At 59.3% G+C, this 17,597-nt stretch carries 14 protein-coding genes; 6 read left to right on the plus strand and 8 right to left on the minus strand.

Going from position 1 to position 17,597, the window contains the following annotated elements; all coding sequences use genetic code 11:
• Positions 1–15 precede the first annotated feature (15 nt).
• The 4 genes from INHI_RS0115440 to INHI_RS0115455 form a co-directional block, all read right to left on the minus strand.
• Entirely contained in the window at positions 16–1,284 is a 1,269-nt protein-coding gene (locus tag INHI_RS0115440; RefSeq protein WP_027248208.1) for a bifunctional folylpolyglutamate synthase/dihydrofolate synthase, read from the minus strand.
• A gap of 95 nt (positions 1,285–1,379) precedes the next feature.
• Positions 1,380–2,324 (minus strand): acetyl-CoA carboxylase, carboxyltransferase subunit beta, encoded by a 945-nt coding sequence (gene accD, locus INHI_RS0115445; protein ID WP_027248209.1) that lies wholly within the window; start codon positions 2,322–2,324, stop codon positions 1,380–1,382.
• A 62-nt stretch (positions 2,325–2,386) separates the two neighbouring features.
• Positions 2,387–3,307, minus strand: coding sequence for a CPBP family intramembrane glutamic endopeptidase (locus tag INHI_RS0115450; protein WP_014881274.1), 921 nt, complete (start codon positions 3,305–3,307; stop codon positions 2,387–2,389).
• On the minus strand, positions 3,297–6,425 hold the full coding sequence (locus tag INHI_RS0115455; RefSeq protein WP_254656891.1) for an ABC transporter transmembrane domain-containing protein: 3,129 nt from the start codon (positions 6,423–6,425) through the stop codon (positions 3,297–3,299). Before INHI_RS0115455 ends, INHI_RS0115450 begins: the two co-directional genes overlap by 11 nt.
• Positions 6,426–6,820: 395 nt before the next feature.
• Between INHI_RS0115455 and INHI_RS0115460 the strand changes: the two genes are divergently transcribed.
• From INHI_RS0115460 to INHI_RS0115470, 3 genes are all read left to right on the plus strand, one after another.
• Complete coding sequence (locus INHI_RS0115460; RefSeq protein WP_254656892.1) at positions 6,821–7,417, plus strand: hypothetical protein; 597 nt, start codon at positions 6,821–6,823, stop codon at positions 7,415–7,417.
• A gap of 181 nt (positions 7,418–7,598) precedes the next feature.
• Complete coding sequence (locus INHI_RS0115465) at positions 7,599–8,360, plus strand: DUF6478 family protein (protein WP_014873248.1); 762 nt, start codon at positions 7,599–7,601, stop codon at positions 8,358–8,360.
• 21 nt (positions 8,361–8,381) lie between these two features.
• Positions 8,382–8,759, plus strand: a complete 378-nt coding sequence (locus INHI_RS0115470) for a hypothetical protein (protein ID WP_014873247.1) — start codon at positions 8,382–8,384, stop codon at positions 8,757–8,759.
• 61 nt (positions 8,760–8,820) lie between these two features.
• Here INHI_RS0115470 and INHI_RS0115475 read toward each other — a convergent pair whose 3' ends face one another.
• A complete protein-coding gene (locus INHI_RS0115475) occupies positions 8,821–9,753 on the minus strand; it encodes an ABC transporter ATP-binding protein (protein ID WP_014873246.1) in 933 nt (310 codons plus the stop codon).
• 71 nt (positions 9,754–9,824) lie between these two features.
• Here INHI_RS0115475 and INHI_RS0115480 point away from each other — a divergent pair, with 71 nt between their 5' ends.
• The 3 genes from INHI_RS0115480 to polA all read left to right on the plus strand — a co-directional run bounded on the left by INHI_RS0115480 (position 9,825) and on the right by polA (position 15,324).
• Positions 9,825–10,007 carry a zinc-finger domain-containing protein gene (locus tag INHI_RS0115480; protein ID WP_014873245.1) on the plus strand — a complete coding sequence of 61 codons (183 nt, stop codon included), beginning with the start codon at positions 9,825–9,827 and terminating at the stop codon, positions 10,005–10,007.
• Between the two features lie 208 nt (positions 10,008–10,215).
• Positions 10,216–12,270 carry a bifunctional diguanylate cyclase/phosphodiesterase gene (locus INHI_RS0115485; protein WP_014873244.1) on the plus strand — a complete coding sequence of 685 codons (2,055 nt, stop codon included), beginning with the start codon at positions 10,216–10,218 and terminating at the stop codon, positions 12,268–12,270.
• A 240-nt stretch (positions 12,271–12,510) separates the two neighbouring features.
• Entirely contained in the window at positions 12,511–15,324 is a 2,814-nt protein-coding gene (polA, locus tag INHI_RS0115490) for a DNA polymerase I (protein WP_027248212.1), read from the plus strand.
• A 206-nt stretch (positions 15,325–15,530) separates the two neighbouring features.
• Here polA and INHI_RS0115495 read toward each other — a convergent pair whose 3' ends face one another.
• From INHI_RS0115495 to INHI_RS0115505, 3 genes are all read right to left on the minus strand, one after another.
• Positions 15,531–15,788, minus strand: coding sequence for a DUF2798 domain-containing protein (locus tag INHI_RS0115495; RefSeq protein ID WP_027248213.1), 258 nt, complete (start codon positions 15,786–15,788; stop codon positions 15,531–15,533).
• A 149-nt stretch (positions 15,789–15,937) separates the two neighbouring features.
• Positions 15,938–16,690, minus strand: a complete 753-nt coding sequence (locus INHI_RS0115500) for a hydroxypyruvate isomerase family protein (RefSeq protein WP_027248214.1) — start codon at positions 16,688–16,690, stop codon at positions 15,938–15,940.
• Between the two features lie 276 nt (positions 16,691–16,966).
• The gene (locus tag INHI_RS0115505) at positions 16,967–17,584 is read right to left on the minus strand and encodes a DUF1285 domain-containing protein (RefSeq protein ID WP_027248215.1); all 618 of its coding nucleotides are present in this window, start codon (positions 17,582–17,584) and stop codon (positions 16,967–16,969) included.
• Positions 17,585–17,597 lie beyond the last annotated feature (13 nt).

Consider the following 17,597-nt stretch of genomic DNA (forward strand, 5'->3'; position numbering starts at 1 on the left):
TCCCGGATTTCAGTGTCACCCGTTGTCGCGCAGAATATGACCGGCCAGATAGAGCGAGCCGCAGATCAGCACCCGTGCGTGCGGATCCTTGGCGATGATTGCCTGCAGCCCCGCGATTGTACTCTCTGCCGTTCCTGCTGCAATGCCCACGGACTTGGCGGCGGCTTCGGTCTCTTCAGCGCTGAGCGTATTCACCTCGTCCGGGATTGAAATCGCCGTGAGGCTTTCAACATGTGGCGCCAGCGGGGCCATGTAGCCGCTCACGTCCTTGGTGTTCAACATCCCGCAGATGAGATGCGTGGACCTTGCGGGCAACCCCGCGAGCACCTTCGCCAGCGCAAGGCCTGCCGCCGCGTTATGACCACCATCCAGCCATAGCTCAGCCTCAGGGGCCACATCCACCAATGGGCCGGTTTTCAGCTTTTGCATTCGGGCCGGCCATTCGGCGTTGGTCATTGCTGCCTCGCAAGCCGCCTCATCAGCGCCCATATGGCGCAGAACAGCCAGCGCGGCACCCGCGTTCTGGATCTGATGCGCACCCAGCAAGGCAGGCAGCGGGAGATCCAAGAGGCCGGCCTCATCCTGAAACACCAGTCGGCCGCGCTCTTCCCAGACATGCCAGTGCTGACCATAAGCGATCAACGGCGCACCGAGGCGAGCCGCGGTGGCCTCAATCACCTCCATCGCCTCATCAGGCTGCGGGCCAACCACAACCGGTACGCCGCGTTTGATGATGCCCGCCTTCTCCGCAGCGATCTTGGCCAGCGTATTGCCCAAGAACTGTTCGTGATCGATGGAAATAGGGGTAATCACCGACACCTCCGGCGTGATGACGTTGGTCGCATCCAGACGCCCACCAAGGCCGACCTCCAGCAGAGTGTAATCCGCAGGCATGCGCGAAAACGCCAGGAGGCCCGCCACCGTTGTGATTTCGAAATAGGTGGTATTTTCGCCGCCATTCTTGGCATAGCACTCATCCAGTACCTCACTCAGGTGCTGCTCCGAAATCAGTTCCCCCGCCAGCCGGATGCGTTCGTGGAACCGCGCCAGATGCGGCGAGGTATAGGCGTGAACGCTCTTGCCGCCGCCCTCAAGCCCTGCCCGGATCATCGCCTGAGTCGAGCCCTTACCGTTGGTGCCGGCCAGGTGGATCACTGGCGGCAGCTTGTCCTGTGGATTGTCCAGGGCCGCCAGCAACCGCCAGACGCGGTCCAGCGTCAGATCAATGATCTTGGGGTGCAGCGCCATCATGCGGGCAAGGATCGCGTCGGAGGTCTGGGTCATTGTGCGGCTCACTGATGTAGGCGACTTTACGAGGGCAATATGCAAACGGCCCGCGCGCAGAACGAGCGGGCCGTGATATCAACATTCTAGCAGGATCAGGTCCCTGACGTCGGTGCGTCTGCGGCACCGTTGGCATCATTCGCGGCCTGCTCGCTCTTATCTGGTGCAGGCAGGTCGCCAACAATCTGCGGTGGCAGCCCCAGGAGCATCCGGGTGATCTTGATCAACTCTTCCCGCATTTCGGTGCGCGGTGTCACGCGATCCAACATGCCGTGATCCAGCAGGTATTCGGCGCGCTGGAACCCTTCGGGCAGTTTTTCGCGAATGGTCTGTTCGATCACGCGTGGACCGGCAAAACAGATCAATGCATTGGGCTCAGAGATATGCACATCCCCAAGCATCGCATAAGAGGCGGTCACACCACCGGTGGTCGGATGGGTCAGCACCACAATGTAAGGCAGACCTGCTTCTTTCAGCATCTGCACAGCAACCGTGGTCCGGGGCATCTGCATCAGCGACAGGATGCCCTCCTGCATACGCGCGCCACCAGCGGCGGAAAACAGCACCAGAGGTCGCTTCAGTTTCACGGCCTCTTCGGCAGCGGCAATGATCGCGTTGCCAACATACATGCCCATGGATCCTGCCATAAAGGAGAAGTCCTGCGCAGCGGCTACGATCGGGGTCCGACCAATTTCACCGGCGGCCACCAGCATCGCCTCTTTCTCGGAGGTCGTCTTCTGCGCTGCTTTCATCCGGTCGGGATAGCGTTTCTGATCCCGGAACTTCAGCGGATCCGCCAGTGGCTCAGGCACGGCAACCTCGGTGAAGATGCCACCATCAAACAGCGCCAGAAAACGGTCGCGGGGGGTGATGTGCATGTGATGGCCGCAATTGTTGCAGACATTCAGATTGTCGCTCAGCTCGCGGTGAAACAGCATGGTGCCGCATTCATCGCATTTGCGCCAAAGGTTCTCGGGAACTTCGCGGCGCGAGAAGATCGAATTGATCCGCGGCCGGACGTAGTTGGTGATCCAGTTCATAAGTCGTGCCTTTGTAGGGGCGGTTTGGACCTTCAAATAAGGCCCCGCGCGTCTAAATGCAATCAGCGCCGGATGGCAAGCCGCGCAACCAGCCAGCAAAGCCCCACAACTGCGAAGTCGAGCCACAGCATCTGCCGCAGTACGACGGGGTCAGACAGTTCAAACGGCACCAGAAAGAGGGCCAGCCCAGACAGGCTGGTAGGGGAGCCAAACAGCAGGATCGCAATGATGTTATTAACGAAATGCACGGCCATTGCAGGACCCAGCGTGCCCGCACGCGCGGTGAGGTCCGCCATCATCAGACCAAATCCACCAGCCCAAAGCGCAATGAGAGGTGCATTTGAACCGGCATCCCCCGGCGCGTAGTGACCAACCGCAAAAATCGCAGATGGCACCAAAAGCCAGATCAGCGGGTGTAACCCCCGCGCGGCAAGTGTCTGCTGAAGGTAGCCGCGAAACAGGATCTCCTCCGCGCTGATCTGTATGAAAATCGCAACCAACGCCAGCGGCAGCAGGCGAAGCCACTGGTGCAGCGCGAGATTCGGCACCAGATCCGACACCACGCCACCGTCCAGACCACCCGGCAGGACTAGCCAGAGCAGCGCCAGCCCGACCATCAGGACAGCAAGACGCAGACCGGTGCGACCAAACTGTTGCAGCGCCAGCGGCATGGGGCCAATCACGCTGCTCAAACTGCGCCGGTGCAGCAGCGGCAGTACACAGGCGACAGCAGCTGTCACACAGAGAAAGCTGCCCAGAAGAACCAACATCGCGACCGGCGATCCACCAGCGGGCAGATCGCGGACCCAAGCGCCCGGAAAGGCTGCGATCAGCATCTGAACGGTGACATTCGTCAAAGCATAGCTGAGCACGCCAATGAGAAGCAAACCCAGCAACAGACGCCAGAGTTGCGGCGCAGACCGCGCCGGATCGACCAGCAACGCATGGGCCGCATAAGCTGTTGTCGCGGGCTTAGTGGACATTGCCGGGACGCTCCTCCGCAACGATAGCGGCGGCTGCAACCGCTGGCGTGTCACCGTCGGCGACATTCTGATCCGCTGCCCGTGCGACCCCTGCCACCTGCACCAGGTGCCGCGACACTGTCTCAAGCAACTGCACAGCAACACCGGCGTCAGCCTCGATCACGGCGCGGTACTCTTCGGCACCAATCCTGAGGAAACGGCAATCCTCCACCGCGATCAGATCCAACTGTCGCGTCTCGTGCAGGATCACGGCCAGATCCCCGATCAGCCGCCCCGGTTCAATCTGTGATATCGGCGCGGTCTCCGGAGCGCGGTCCGGCCAGAACAAATCCGCCTTGCCGGACAGGCAGAGGAACACCGCGTCACCGGCTTCTCCATATTGGAAGACATAATCGCCATTGGCCACGTCATGCCAGCGTGCCGAGAAGGCCAGCAGACGCTGGTTTCGTGCATCCAGTTTCGAGAACAGCTCTGTGCTCTGGATCAGTTCCAGCCGTTTGCCCAGGTCGTTTCGCGCGGCACTCTCCATTGGGTCGGTCAGATTACCCTCAACGCCATCAATTCGGCCATTCTGGATTTTCACAAAAATATCATAACGTTCCGGATGGTTGAACTGGTCTTCCAAAAACAGCATCGTGGCATTTGGCATCAGCTTGGACAGCCGCTCGCGGGATTTTAGCCTGCTGGCGCTGTCATGGCTGGCCAAGGCGCGGTCCAGAATCAGGATATCGGGCCGCTTGATCGCCGCCCGGGTAAAGGCCGCGCGCTCCTGAAACACAGGTTCCAATGCAGTCCCGCCCAGACCGGCGGGCAGATCATAAAGGATCAGCGCCAGACGCTTGCGCAGCCCGTGTTCTTCCAACACTTCCGCGACCAGATCCTCGACCTGTTTGGCCTTGGCACCCGCACTGAGCGACAGACGTCCGTAGAGCACGTTTTCCAACACGGTTAGCCGTGGCAGATATGCGTCAGGTGTAATCGAGACGAAGAGATCGCCCAATTGCGCCTGCAGAGCCGGTGCCACATCACGCCGCATATCCAGAATGCGCTGCTTGAACCGCTCCGGAAATGCCGTACCGATCTGCTCCTCAGAGATCAGAAACGGCACTGAGGCCAGCAGCACCCGTTCATCCTCGCGCAGCCCGGTCACCCCCAGCGTGGCCTGTCGGTCAGCAACCTCAGCGATACGCTGATACAGCGCCTCGTCCAGCCCAAGCCGTTTGAACAACGGATGGTTTGTGTCCTCCCGACCAAAGGTCTGCCGCAAGGTTTCCATCACCCCAAGCCCGAAGGTTATCACGTCTTGCTGCAGGCCATGATCCCGCAAAGCACTGATGATCGGTCCGTCTTCCGCGATCAACTCCTCGGGCGCGAGAGGGCGGGTGGGCGCCGCAAAAAGGATATTGCCGCCCAGCGGAACCGCCGGATTGAACACCTCCGGATCAAAACGATGCACCACATCGGCCAGACCCGCATGCGCCAGCCGCTCCGCAACAAGAGGGCGCAAGGCAATGATCTGCTGCACAAGGCCGAGATGCGGACCAATCTGAAACCGGGTGTGCAGGGTGCGCCGAAACAGCTGCTCGTCGATACCCATCGCCTCGACCAGCTGAAACCACCAGTCACGCAGCTCGTTTTCGGATCCAAGCCCCGCCAGCGCCGGGTTGATCCAGTCCGCAGCCAGTGGATCCGGGCTGTTGCCGGCGCGGCAGGCTTCGGTCATCACACGGCTCTTGCCACGGGACTCGCTGCCTGCAGGCATATGGGGATGATCGCGCAGTGACATCAGCACATTGTCGCCAAGTGAGCCATTGAACAGATAGGGCCGCGAATAGGCATAGCCGACGCGCGCCGCAATCACCCCCTGATGCAGTTGGTCCAACCGATACCCTGCAATCGTCACCGACCCGCGAAATGGCACGACCTCCCGCGTCAGCAGTGCTGCAAAAGCCGCGCGTTCCGCCTCGCTGCTGCTCTGGATTGCAACACGCCCCCCCGCCGGGATGGTCAGAGACAGATCCTCCAGCACCATATTTCCGTCGGCATCTTTCACCGACACATTGCGCAGTTCGATGGCGCCGCGCAGATGCGGGATATCAGTTGGTGTGCCCTCGATCAGTTCCTCTGGGATCATGCCCTTGGGCGCGAAACGATCGGTCATGATCGACCAGCGCAAGCTCATGTCCTGCACCTGATTGTAGTAGGTCAGCAGCTCCCGCCACGGGGCTGACAAATCCTTGTAAGCGGCCAGAGCGGCCACCAATGCGCCCACCGTGATATCGCCACGGATCGCCAACACTCCCCCGGCTGAGTAAAACACAAAGGGCGTCAGATGCCCGATCATGTTGTTGAGGAACTTCATGAAATACTTTTTGGTGTAGATCCGCCGCCGAATATCGAACAACCGTCCCAAACGTGCCGAAATCTGTGCCAACCGATACCGGCGGCCACCATTGATCCGCAGATCACCGATCCCCGCTGCGGTCTCCCCAATCTCCGCGGAGAAAGCCCGCACCTCTTGGATACGATCCTTGTTCAGCAGGTTGATCTGACGTTGCAGCATCGGGATCAGCCAGGCCTGCAGCGGGATCAGCGCCACCGAGGCCAGCCCGAACCACACGCTTTGCATAAAGAGAAACGCGACAATCGTCAGCATCTGCCCGGCCTGAAACACCGGCTGCGCCACGGCGTCGCCCATCAGGCCGCCCATCGGTTCAGATTCCGAGGTGATCATAGAGACCAGCTCACCCTGACTGGTGGTCCGGAAGTATGGCGCCGGAAAGCGCATCATCCGGTTGATCAGCGTGTACCGCAGGCGCCGCAGAAGACGTTCGGCGACAATGCCCTTCATGGTATTGAGGCGCATCTTCAGAAGGCCACTAATCAGAACAGCCGCTAAAAACCCTACACAAAGCAGCAGCAGATAGTCGACCTGCCCGATCTGCTGCCCCAGAACCTCAACCTGATCCATCGGCGCGCCGATGGCGTCGTTGATAATCCGCTTGGGCAATTCCAACGCCGCATAGAGGAAGGGGAACGTGACCATGGTCAACGCCAACAGACCTATCTGCTGGCGCCGTGAATAGGTCCAGATGAATGAAAACAGGGTGGATTGCATCCCCTGCTCCTTTTGCGTGTCGGAAGATCTCAGCGAGAAATCGCCTGCTGGCTGTGCAGCGGTCAGACCGTAATCATTGCCCCCTGACATTACAAGGCAACACCCGGTCGACTTTTGTGTGAGGCGCTTGCTCCAACACGCCCCTCGGACTATGCCAAGGTTGAGCAAGACAACGACAGGCAGAGACCACTGTGACCATCGTAAGCAACGGAAACAACGTATCTATTCAGGATGGAGAGCAGGCTGCGCAACAAGCGCAATACGGGTGGATCTCTATCCTGGCGGGCAGATACTGGTGTGGCTTTTCTACCGCCTTTGCACAGTGGTTTTGCGGTGGCGCACAGCGTATATCGTCAACGATCAGGCAATGTGGTCTGTCCCGGCTGACCCTAATGATGGTGGCCCCTCTCGCGCTGGCGGGATGCGCTGCGGGAACCGGCCCGTCGCGGATCACAGATACATCTGGCCCGCAACCCGGCGATATCACCCGCATGAGCTTTGCCAGCGACACCATTCATCTGGTTCCGCCAACCGGATTTTGCATCGATCCTCGCATGACCGGCCACCGGGCCGAAGGTGGCTTTGCCATCGTGGTCCCCTGCTCCAGCTTGCGCCCCGGCCCCTCGGGCCGCAACCGCGCCTTGATTACAGTCGCTGTTGGCCCCGCCGGACCAGCGGATAAGGCACTGACCAGCGCGGATCTGCTGGAAAATGCGCCCGGCGCGCGACTGCTGACGGAACGGAGCGATATGATGCTGCCATTGGTCAAACTGAACATGCCGGATCACCGCGCCCGAGGCGCCAGCCCGATCCATTGGCGCGGCGCCTTCGTGCTGAACGATCAACTGGTGGCGGTTGCGCTCTATGCCCCCGGCGGCAGCCGCAACCTCGGCGGGCACGGCGCGCGACTGCTGAATGAGCTGACCGCGAAAACGCTTGAAGCCTCCGTGACCGCAGATCTGCCCCCCAGCACCGATGCCGCCGCGCAATAGCGACCGATGCCCCGGCTGCAAACAGGTCGACGCACCCACCAATGCCATCGACCGGCAAGATTACCGGCCCGGAGGTTTGTCAGCGCCGATCGCTTTGGCTAGGGTCAGAAAAACAATGCGCACGTCGCCACATTCCGCATCGCGCCGACAATGACAGTGCGCAGGACAGGATATTGAGCCTATGGGCAGGACGATTGAAAAACTGCTATTCAAACGCGTGCTGAAACGATGGCGACGGCTTGCACAACAGGCTCCCAAGGCGCCGCTCAGCCGCCTGAGGGAACAGCGCAATCGCGCCAGAACACTGCGTTTGCATCTGGATCGACTGGTTCATGTCGCCGAAAGCCGACTGGCGCTGCCGCAAATCGGGTCCAACGCCTTTCCCCGCCCCCATGGTACCGACTGGGGCTGGCGCCCGGAACTCTGGCGCGGCCCGCTGCCTGTTCCCGGTGCCTCCGCGATTCCCAGCAAAACCCGGCTCGGCGATGAGGTTCAGCTGTTTCACGACTGCGCCGTCTCAGAAATCACCCTGCGCCAGCTGCGCAACAACCGTGAGGAAGACCTCGCCCCCTATGGCGTCCGTCTGGACGTGTTTCGCTTTGACGGTTCCTTCCTGTCGCTGGTTATCGAGCTGCCGCAAGAGGTGACCAACGGGCTAAGCCGTGATCATCTGCTGCGGGTGGATTGCACGGTGGAAACCGAAAACCCGATAGAAATCTTTGCCCGGCTCAACATCAAGCATGGTCCGAACACCGAACAATTGGTGCGTGAAATGCCCATGGGCGACAAGCGGACCCACGTCGAATATGACCTCGCCTATGCTGAGCTGAACGAAAAACGCGTCGAGCGGCTGTGGCTGGAACTGATTTTTGAAGCCCCGGAAATGAACCAGGTGACCCTGCGCGATCTCACCCTGTCCCGCAGCCGTCGCGCCAGTCTCTAACCCGCATTCGAAAGGCCCGATATGAGCCAGCTGACATTGACCAAAATTCGTTTTCGCGACGGCCTGTGGGAGGGACGGATCGCAGGCCCCGGAGCGTCAGGCTCCATGCCCGTGATCGAGGTGCGCCACTTGGACCGCCCGGTGCCAGATGTCGCCCTAGAAGAAAGTGAAACCGCTGACGAATGGTCCCTTACCATTCCAATCCCAACCGAAGCGATTGCCGATGGTGTCCAGAGTTTTGTGATCTATGATCTGACGGCCGATACAAAAATCGGTGATTTCACTCTCATCTGCGGTGAGCTGACCGGCGATGATCTGCGAGTCGAGGTAGAACTGTTGCGCGCCGAACTCGATATGCTGAAACGTGCCTTCCGCCGTCATTGCGTCGAAACACAATAACGGCCTCCGAGAGGATATTCAGGCTCTAATAAGGGCGAAGTTCTGACACGCCACCGCGCTGTCAGCTCCGCGATTTTGTCAGCGCCAAAAACACATCTTCCAGATCAGCTTCCTCGGTCTTGACGTCCCGGATCGAAATCCCGGCCTCACGTACCGCCGACAAAACCTCTTCTGCGCGGGTCCGATTGCCGTGGTAGCGCAGGATCACCGCGCCATCGCCGCGCAACTCCGATGCGATCCCATCGCCCACTGGCAATGCCGTCACAGGATGCGCCGGATGAACAACCATGGCCTTTGCATCCAGCCGCCCCAGCAGATTTGCAGTAGTGTCGCGCGCCACCAGCTCACCCTGATTGATGATGGCAATTTCATCACACATTTCCTCGGCCTCTTCGAGGTAATGTGTGGTCAGAATAATTGTCATGCCTTGCGCGTTCAGCTTGCGGATATTCTCCCACAACATCTGGCGCAATTCTATATCCACACCTGCCGTTGGTTCATCCAGTACGAGGATATTGGGGTGATGGACCAGCGCCTTGCCCAACAGCAACCGCCGCTGCATCCCGCCCGACAGGGTCCGGGCGTAGGCATGCGCCTTATCCTCCAACCCAACCATGCGCAGAATATCATCACTGCGGCGTTCGGCTTTCGGCACCCCGTACAATCCGGCCTGCACCTCCAGCGCGCCACGCGGGCTGAAAAACGGATCCAGGTTCAACTCCTGTGGCATCACCCCGATGGAGGCACGGGACTGGCGCGGGTTTTCATCCTGATCGAAGCCCCAGATCGTGACCTTTCCCGCTGTTTTCAGTACCAGCCCGGCCAGAATATTGATCATGGTGGATTTACCGGCACCGTTGGGACCGAGAAGACCAAAGACCGATCCGCGCGGAATGCTCAGATCCACACCTTTCAGCGCATCTTTAGCAGGTTGCCCCCTGCGGCCCTTGTAGGTTTTCTGCAAACCTTCGATACGGATTGCGTCCTCAGTCATTGCGGCCCTTGCCCCCGGTTTTCCCTTGGCTCATAAAAGCCACTAACTGATAACCAAGAGGACCGCCAGAGATGACCATCGAAGCGCCGGAAACCAAGATCGTGGACAGCTACCGCGTCGCCTGCGACGGCAGCGAAGGTGCGCTGGGACATCCACGGGTCTACCTGCAAATTCCCGAGGCCGAAGGCTTCGTCGAATGCCCCTATTGCGACTGCAAATTCGTCCATAAGGATGCTGTGGGCAAGCAAGCGTAGCGGCCTGCCATATCTCCATTCTAACAAAACGCCGCCAGCTTGGGCGGCGTTTTTCGTATGTGCGTATACTCCCGCCCACTGTCAGAAACAGAAGTCGGTTGTAACGAATTTGAAGCATCAAGACTGCAACGATCAGGGCATGGTAGCTGTTTCTTTACGATGATGGTGCACAGAATAAAGAGTGTATCTGCCACTACCGGAGATTGAGATGTACAGCGTCGTTCAGTGCATTACGCAAGAACACAGCCTGGGCCTTGTGGCCGTGGCTGCGCTTGTCTGCGTCATCGGTTCCTGTCTGTCGGTACTGATGACCCAGCGCCTCGGCCGGACGGCTGGCACGCGCAAACTTGTCCAGCTTGCCCTCACCAGCCTGATCAGCGGCGGCACCGTCTGGACGACACATTTCATCGCCATGCTCGCCTTCGACCCCGGTTATGCTCATGGGTATGATCCTCTGCTGACCGGCGTGTCACTTGCTGCAGCGGTCGTGGGGATGCTCATGACAAACGGCGTCTACGCATTTGCCCACTCGACCAACTATCGGGTTGCGGCCAGCGGCGCGATGTTCGGTCTGAGCGTTTCAACCATGCACTATCTCGGAATGAGTGGGTATTTGCTGCCTGGAGAAATCGTCTGGCAAACCACCCCGTTGATTTCATCGATTTTGCTCGGCGCTGTGCTGGGGGTGGCGACCTACGAATATCTGACACGCTATGTGACCGGGCGGCACTGGATTGTCGCAGTTGTTCTGATGACACTGACAATCTGCACCATGCATTTCACCGGAATGTCAGCCATCACAGTGCAACTCAGCCCACTCTACTCTGTCCCACCAGAAGTAATTTCTGACGCGACACTCGGCCTGTTCGTACTTGGAACGATGGCAATCATCCTGATGATCGGTTTTGCGGCGCTGAGCATTGAAACCAACATGGAGAGCGAGGCGCGCAATCAGCTGCAACATGCCGCGTTGCATGATCCGCTGACCGGCCTGCCCAACCGGATGGCCCTGACGCGCAAAATGGCAAGCCTGACCGAATTGCTGGAACGCGACGAGACAGAGCGCGTGGCCGTGCTGACCCTGGACCTCAATCTTTTCAAAGAGATCAATGACCTATACGGTCACTCTGCCGGAGACTCCGTTCTGACGACGGTGGCGAACCGCCTCAATTCCGTGCTGGAGAAAGATGAATTTATCGCCCGCGTTGGAGGTGATGAATTTGTTGCTCTGAAACAGGGTTTCCGCCGGGTCGATCAGGTACTGGCCTTTGCCGAACGCCTGCATGCGCTCACCGTGGAACCCGTGGATTTCGACAATACATCCGCCATCATCGGCGTCGCGATCGGCGTTGCCACCAGCCTTGAGGACGGTCGGGATATCCGCGATCTGCTACACAAATCGGACGTGGCCATGTATCGCGCCAAGGCGGATGCCGACCGGCATATCTACCTGTTCAACGCACAGATGGAGAAACACAACCGCGCGCGTCTGGAACTGGTCAGCGATCTTCGGCAGGCCTGTATCGCTGGCGATCAGTTTGAACTGGCGTATCAGCTACAGAACGACCTCAGTTCCCTTGCACCCGTTGGCTTTGAGGTCCTGCTGCGCTGGAATCACCCCACAAAAGGTCGCGTTTCTCCGGACACCTTCATCCCGATTGCTGAAGAGACAGGGTTGATCCGTGAGATTGGCCTCTGGGTTCTGCGCACGGCCTGTCAGGAAGCCAGCAGTTGGCCGGGGGATTTCAACATCGCCGTCAATGTCGCCCCGCAACAGTTGATGCAACCGTCCTTTGCCGAACATGTCTCGGACATCCTGCTGGAAACCGGCCTGCCGGCCGAACGGCTCGAACTGGAAATCACAGAGGCCAGTATCATCGATGATCAGGTCCATACGCTGAAGGTCATGCAGCAGCTCAAGACCATGGGTCTGCGCATTGCCATGGATGACTTTGGCACCGGCTATTCCTCGCTCGCGATGCTGCAAACATTCCCCTTCGACAAGATCAAGATTGATCAGAGCTTCGTTCAGAATGTGCACATCGACGCACAGCGGGCTGCAATCGTACGCTCGACCCTGCTGCTCGGCGCGGCATTGAACATTCCCGTCCTGGCCGAAGGTGTCGAAGTCGAGGACGAACTACAGTTCCTGCGCATGGAAAATTGTTCTTCGGTGCAGGGGTTCTATTTCGGCAAACCAATGACCCGCGACGAAATGCGCGAAGTCGTGCAAGCAAATCAGCCGAAAAAGAAAACCGCTTAAACCCCTGACCTGAGGTTGATTGCTACTGCACCCGATCCAGCACCGCTTTGCGTGCTGGTCTGGTTCTGGGCTTCGCGGCATCGGGCATGGCCGCGGGGTCATCAGCAACGGCCCAAGTGTAATAGCGGCAAAATGTGCCGCAGGCCCTTGGCGCCGCCACGCCGGGGTGCGAAACGGCAATTGCTCTCACTCGCGCGATCACCGATAACGGGGACAACGCGAAACACCGGAGCATCAGCCATGACAACCACCCCCTTTGGCACCGGCTGCCACCTGCATCTGATCGACGGGTCGGCCTTCATCTTTCGCGCCTATCACGCGTTGCCGCCCCTCACCCGGAAATCTGATGGGCTGCCCATCGGTGCTGTGGCGGGTTTCTGCAACATGCTGCACCGCTATGTTGAAGGCAACACAGGCCCGGACGCGCCAACCCATGTTGCGGTGATCTTCGACAAGGGATCGCACACATTCCGCAATGATCTTTATGATCAATACAAGGCCAACCGCGAAGCCATGCCCGAGGATCTGCGCCCGCAGATCCCCCTGACCCGCACCGCCACTGAAGCGTTCAATATTGCCTGCAAGGAACAGGAAGGATTCGAGGCCGACGATATTATCGCCACGCTTGCGTGTCAGGCCCGCGATGCAGGCGGCCGGGTGACGATTATTTCCTCTGACAAGGATCTGATGCAGCTGGTCGGCGGTGGTGTCGAAATGCTGGACGCGATGAAGAATAAACGCATCGACACCGATGGTGTCTTTGAGAAATTCGGTGTCGGCCCGGACCGTGTGGTGGATGTCCAGGCGCTTGCTGGCGACTCGGTCGACAATGTGCCCGGCGCACCGGGGATTGGGATCAAGACAGCAGCACTGTTGATCAACGAATACGGGTCGCTGGAGGACCTGTTGAACCGCGCCGAAGAGATCAAGCAACCCAAGCGCCGCCAGACTCTGATCGAGAACCGCGCGCAGATCGAACTGTCAAAGCAGCTCGTCCAGCTGGACAACAATATGGAGCTGGACTTCACACTGGATGATCTGGGCGTACGCGACCCAGATGCAGACCATTTGCTCAGCTTTCTGGCTGAGATGGAGTTTCGCACTCTGTCCAAGCGTGTCGCCGATCAATTGGGCAAAGAGGCGCCAGCCATTGTCGACACCCCCGCGCAGAGCACCGACACCGCCGAGGCTGCGACTGTGGCGGATATGCCCTTCGACAGCAGCAGCTATGAATGCGTCCGTGACGCCGAGGCGCTGAAAAAATGGGTGATCCAGATTCGCGAACGCGGCTGGGTGGCGGTGGACACGGAAACCACTGGTTTTGACGAGATGGTGGTGGATCTTGTGGGCATCTCGCTCTGCGTGGAACCGGGCAGCGCCTGCTACATCCCGCTCACTCATAAATCCGGCAGCAGCGATGATCTCTTCGGCTCCGATGAATTGGCAGACGGGCAGATGCCCCTGCAGGACGCACTCGATCTGCTAAAGCCCGTGCTTGAGGACAACAGCATCCTCAAAATTGGCCAAAATATGAAATATGACGCCAAGATTTTTGCCCGCCGAGGCATTGATGTGGCGCCAATTGATGACACGATGCTGATGTCCTATGCCATGCACGCAGGTCAGCACGGGCACGGCATGGACACACTGTCAGAGCGGTATCTGAACCACACGCCAATCCCGATCAAACCCCTGCTGGGGACGGGCAAATCGGCGATCACCTTTGACCGTGTACCTATTGACGATGCCGTGGCCTATGCCGCTGAGGACGCCGATATCACCCTGCGTTTGTGGCAGCTGTTCAAGCCGCAGCTGCACCAGTCAGGCGTCACCACGGTCTACGAGACGCTGGAGCGTCCGCTGGTGCCAGTGCTTGCCCGGATGGAGCGCGAGGGTATCAAGGTTGATCGCGATACGCTGTCGCGTATGTCCAACGCTTTTGCCCAGAAAATGGCTGGGCTGGAGGCCGAGATTCATGAACTGGCCGGCCAAAACTTCAACGTCGGGTCCCCCAAACAGCTGGGCGAGATTCTGTTTGATAAGCTCGGCATGGAGGGTGGCAAGAAGGGCAAGACCGGCGCTTATGCCACCGGGGCGGATATTCTTGAGGACCTCGCGACCGAACACGCCTTACCGGGTCTGGTGTTGGACTGGCGCCAGCTGAGCAAGCTGAAATCGACCTATACCGACGCGCTTCAGGATCATATCAACGCCGAAACCGGGCGCGTTCACACCTCTTATGTGCAGACCGGGGCCAACACCGGGCGCCTCGCCTCAACCGATCCCAACCTGCAAAATATCCCCATCCGCTCCGAGGAAGGGCGCCGCATCCGCGAGGCCTTTGTTCCGGAGGAGGGCAATGTGCTTCTGGCGCTGGACTACAGCCAGATCGAACTGCGTATTCTTGCCCATGTTGCGGGAATTGACACTCTCAAACAGGCCTTTGCCGAGGGGCAGGATATTCACGCCCTCACAGCGTCAGAGATGTTCAACGTCCCGCTGGAGGAGATGACATCGGACATCCGCCGACAGGCCAAAGCGATCAATTTTGGCGTGATTTATGGTATTTCCGGCTTTGGTCTGGCCCGTAACCTGCGCATCCCGCGGGCCGAGGCGCAGGGCTTCATCGACCGTTATTTTGAACGGTTCCCCGGCATTCGCCGTTACATGGATGAGACCGTTGCCTTCGCCAAAGAGCACGGCCATGTGCAAACCCTGTTCGGGCGCAAGATCCACACGCCGGAGATTTCCGCCAAGGGACCGCGCGCCGGGTTTGCCAAACGCGCCGCGATCAATGCGCCGATCCAGGGTACCGCAGCCGATGTGATCCGCCGCGCGATGATTCGGATGCCTGCTGCCATTGCTCATCTGCCGGCACGGATGCTGCTGCAGGTTCACGACGAACTGCTATTCGAGGTACCGGAAGCCGCGGTTGAGGACACCATCGAAACCGCCCGTCAGGTGATGGAAACCGCAGCAGACCCGGCCGTTCATCTGGACGTGAAACTGGTGGTGGATGCAGGCAGGGGCCAGAACTGGGCGGAGGCTCACTAAAGATCTGCTCCAAAACCGACAAGGCTTGCTGCCCCCCCTTTGGCCGGGGCGGCACCACGGTGATACGCGCCTGATCGGGCAATGCCAGCCATCGACCTGAGGCGCAGCGCGCCATGCCACCGGCATGGCGCCCGGCCCAACGGGAAGACCGGCATCTTTGATGCTGGGGTGACGGGCGGGAGAACCGCGCCCCTTGGCCTGCGCTCTTAGTCTTTTGCGCTGTGTGGCCCTGTTTCCGCAGGCGGTTTTACCATCCAGGCCACCAATCGGCGGACCGCAGGCGCCACCACAAGCACAACTGCAAAGGCCACAGGCCAGCCGAAACTCCAGGCTGACATCCATAGCCCCGGCGCCGCAGCGCTCAGGCCAACCGCCTTCAGCGTGGCAACTCCCGTCACAATGCAGGACATGACACCCGACAAAATCAGACCAAACAGGATAGGGGCGAATCGCGCAGGGAACATGATGGTCTCCGGTCGTGGATCAATTGCCGCCTTATGCCCTGCGATCAATCACATTTCAATTCTCGAATATGTCATGACGCAGCAGTCGGACCTTTGGCCGCAGTCACCTCATGCCTGAAAGTGGTTGGCATTACCCGATGCGACCTCTGTCAGCCCATCCAGGCCAGACTGTCTTCTGTCCGTTTGGTACTCGGGGTGTATTCGGCACTGACCCAGCCTTCATAACCGCTCTCGTCAATCGCCGAGAAGAGCTGCTCGAAATCCACCGGTCCGGTTCCCGGCTCGCAGCGCCCAGGAGCGGCCCCGATCTGAACATGGGCTGCGCGGTCGCCAAAGGCCTCCCAGACCTTGATCGCATCCCCATGGATCAGCTGCGCGTGATAGGCATCATATTGCAGGCCAACATTTTTGCGGTCCACGGCCTCCAGCACCTCAACTGCGAGATTATAGTCGTCTAGATAGTACCCCGGCTGATCACCGCTGTTCAGCGGTTCGATGGTGAATTGCTGTCCGGGCGCATAGTCGGCGGCCCATTGCAGATTGCGGATCAACGTGTCTTTGGCCACATCTCCTTTGGCGTAACCAGCCATGATGTGGATCATGCCCGGCCGCAGCACCTCCGCGTAGCGCAGCACCCGCCGGATATCGCGTTGAAACCGGTCCGACCCCATCGGCAGCGCTGCATAGCCAGGCATCCCGCCGGTGTAATTGGGAGGCGGTGCGTTGATCAGCAGCAGCTCAAGCCCATTGGCCAGCAAGGCCCTCTGAGTTTCTTTAGCAGCCAACTCATAGGGAAACAGGATTTCCACCGCCTCAAACCCGGCCCGCGCGGCCGCAGAAAAACGATCCAGATAGGGCAGTTCCGCAAACAGCAATGAAATATTGGCCGCAAATTTCGGCATTGGAAAACCTCCTTTGGAGCCACCCCCGATTGGCGGCCAAATAGACATGTGCCGGACGATGCCACCTCAATGGTCCAGCCCAGCCCCCGCTAGGTTCACCATTGATCCGTCCAGGATCACACCGCCTCAATCTGCCTCAGATCTCCACCGATTTTGAGCAGGTTTTCGCAAGAATTTTCGCTAATTTTACAATATACTCAATTGGGTCAGCGACTTCCCGCCGCATCGCAGCGCGACCGGCAGCCCTCTGCCGACGCATTAAGATTTCGGTCCGGTTCAGTCGTCCGGCAGTTCATCCGATGGGATGACTCCAAAGAACTCGCCACCCGACCACAGGCCAAACCATCCGTCCCGATGACACCCCAGATCCACCAGCCGGTAAAAGCTCTTGCGATCGATCAGCGCCTCCAGACCGGCGCGTACCATCACATAGGGGGCTGGCTCACCAGTCTCTTCGTCTCGCACCACGCGGATTTTATGGGCAGGCCCGGCCTCAACCCTGTCGCCGACATGGGTTTCAAACCGCAGCACCTGCGCCTCATCAGTGCCGTCCACTTCGAAATCAACCGCGACGAAGGGGGCATCCTCCACCGTGATGCCAACCTTTTCGACGGGTGTGACAAGAAAATACTTGCCGTCTTCCAGCTTCAGAATGGAGGAAAACAGCTTCACCAGTTCAAACCGCCCGATTGGGGTGCCGAGGTAGAACCAGGTGCCATCGCGGGCAATCCGCATGTCCAGATCGCCGCAAAACGGCGGATTCCACAGATGCACAGGTGGCAGCCCACCTTTGCTCGCCGTTTTGGCCGCAGCCGCCAGACCCTCCGCGCTGGGGGGTTCTGATCCGGTTTCGGGGGGGGTGCTGCCGGAAGTCACGGGATTTTGTCCGCTCATTGCTTTTGCCATT

Source organism: Phaeobacter inhibens DSM 16374 (assembly GCF_000473105.1).
GTDB classification, from domain to species: Bacteria; Pseudomonadota; Alphaproteobacteria; order Rhodobacterales; family Rhodobacteraceae; genus Phaeobacter; species Phaeobacter inhibens.

Excerpts from the sequence above, each read along its gene's own strand:
- INHI_RS0115440 (WP_027248208.1), bottom strand. The coding sequence starts at position 1,284 with ATGACCCAGACCTCCGACGCGATCCTTGCCCGCATGATGGCGCTGCAC.
- accD (WP_027248209.1), bottom strand. The coding sequence starts at position 2,324 with ATGAACTGGATCACCAACTACGTCCGGCCGCGGATCAATTCGATCTTC.
- INHI_RS0115450 (WP_014881274.1), bottom strand. The coding sequence starts at position 3,307 with ATGTCCACTAAGCCCGCGACAACAGCTTATGCGGCCCATGCGTTGCTG.
- INHI_RS0115455 (WP_254656891.1), bottom strand. The coding sequence starts at position 6,425 with ATGCAATCCACCCTGTTTTCATTCATCTGGACCTATTCACGGCGCCAG.
- INHI_RS0115460 (WP_254656892.1), top strand. The coding sequence starts at position 6,821 with ATGGTGGCCCCTCTCGCGCTGGCGGGATGCGCTGCGGGAACCGGCCCG.
- INHI_RS0115465 (WP_014873248.1), top strand. The coding sequence starts at position 7,599 with ATGGGCAGGACGATTGAAAAACTGCTATTCAAACGCGTGCTGAAACGA.
- INHI_RS0115470 (WP_014873247.1), top strand. The coding sequence starts at position 8,382 with ATGAGCCAGCTGACATTGACCAAAATTCGTTTTCGCGACGGCCTGTGG.
- INHI_RS0115475 (WP_014873246.1), bottom strand. The coding sequence starts at position 9,753 with ATGACTGAGGACGCAATCCGTATCGAAGGTTTGCAGAAAACCTACAAG.
- INHI_RS0115480 (WP_014873245.1), top strand. The coding sequence starts at position 9,825 with ATGACCATCGAAGCGCCGGAAACCAAGATCGTGGACAGCTACCGCGTC.
- INHI_RS0115485 (WP_014873244.1), top strand. The coding sequence starts at position 10,216 with ATGTACAGCGTCGTTCAGTGCATTACGCAAGAACACAGCCTGGGCCTT.
- polA (WP_027248212.1), top strand. The coding sequence starts at position 12,511 with ATGACAACCACCCCCTTTGGCACCGGCTGCCACCTGCATCTGATCGAC.
- INHI_RS0115495 (WP_027248213.1), bottom strand. The coding sequence starts at position 15,788 with ATGTTCCCTGCGCGATTCGCCCCTATCCTGTTTGGTCTGATTTTGTCG.
- INHI_RS0115500 (WP_027248214.1), bottom strand. The coding sequence starts at position 16,690 with ATGCCGAAATTTGCGGCCAATATTTCATTGCTGTTTGCGGAACTGCCC.
- INHI_RS0115505 (WP_027248215.1), bottom strand. The coding sequence starts at position 17,584 with ATGAGCGGACAAAATCCCGTGACTTCCGGCAGCACCCCCCCCGAAACC.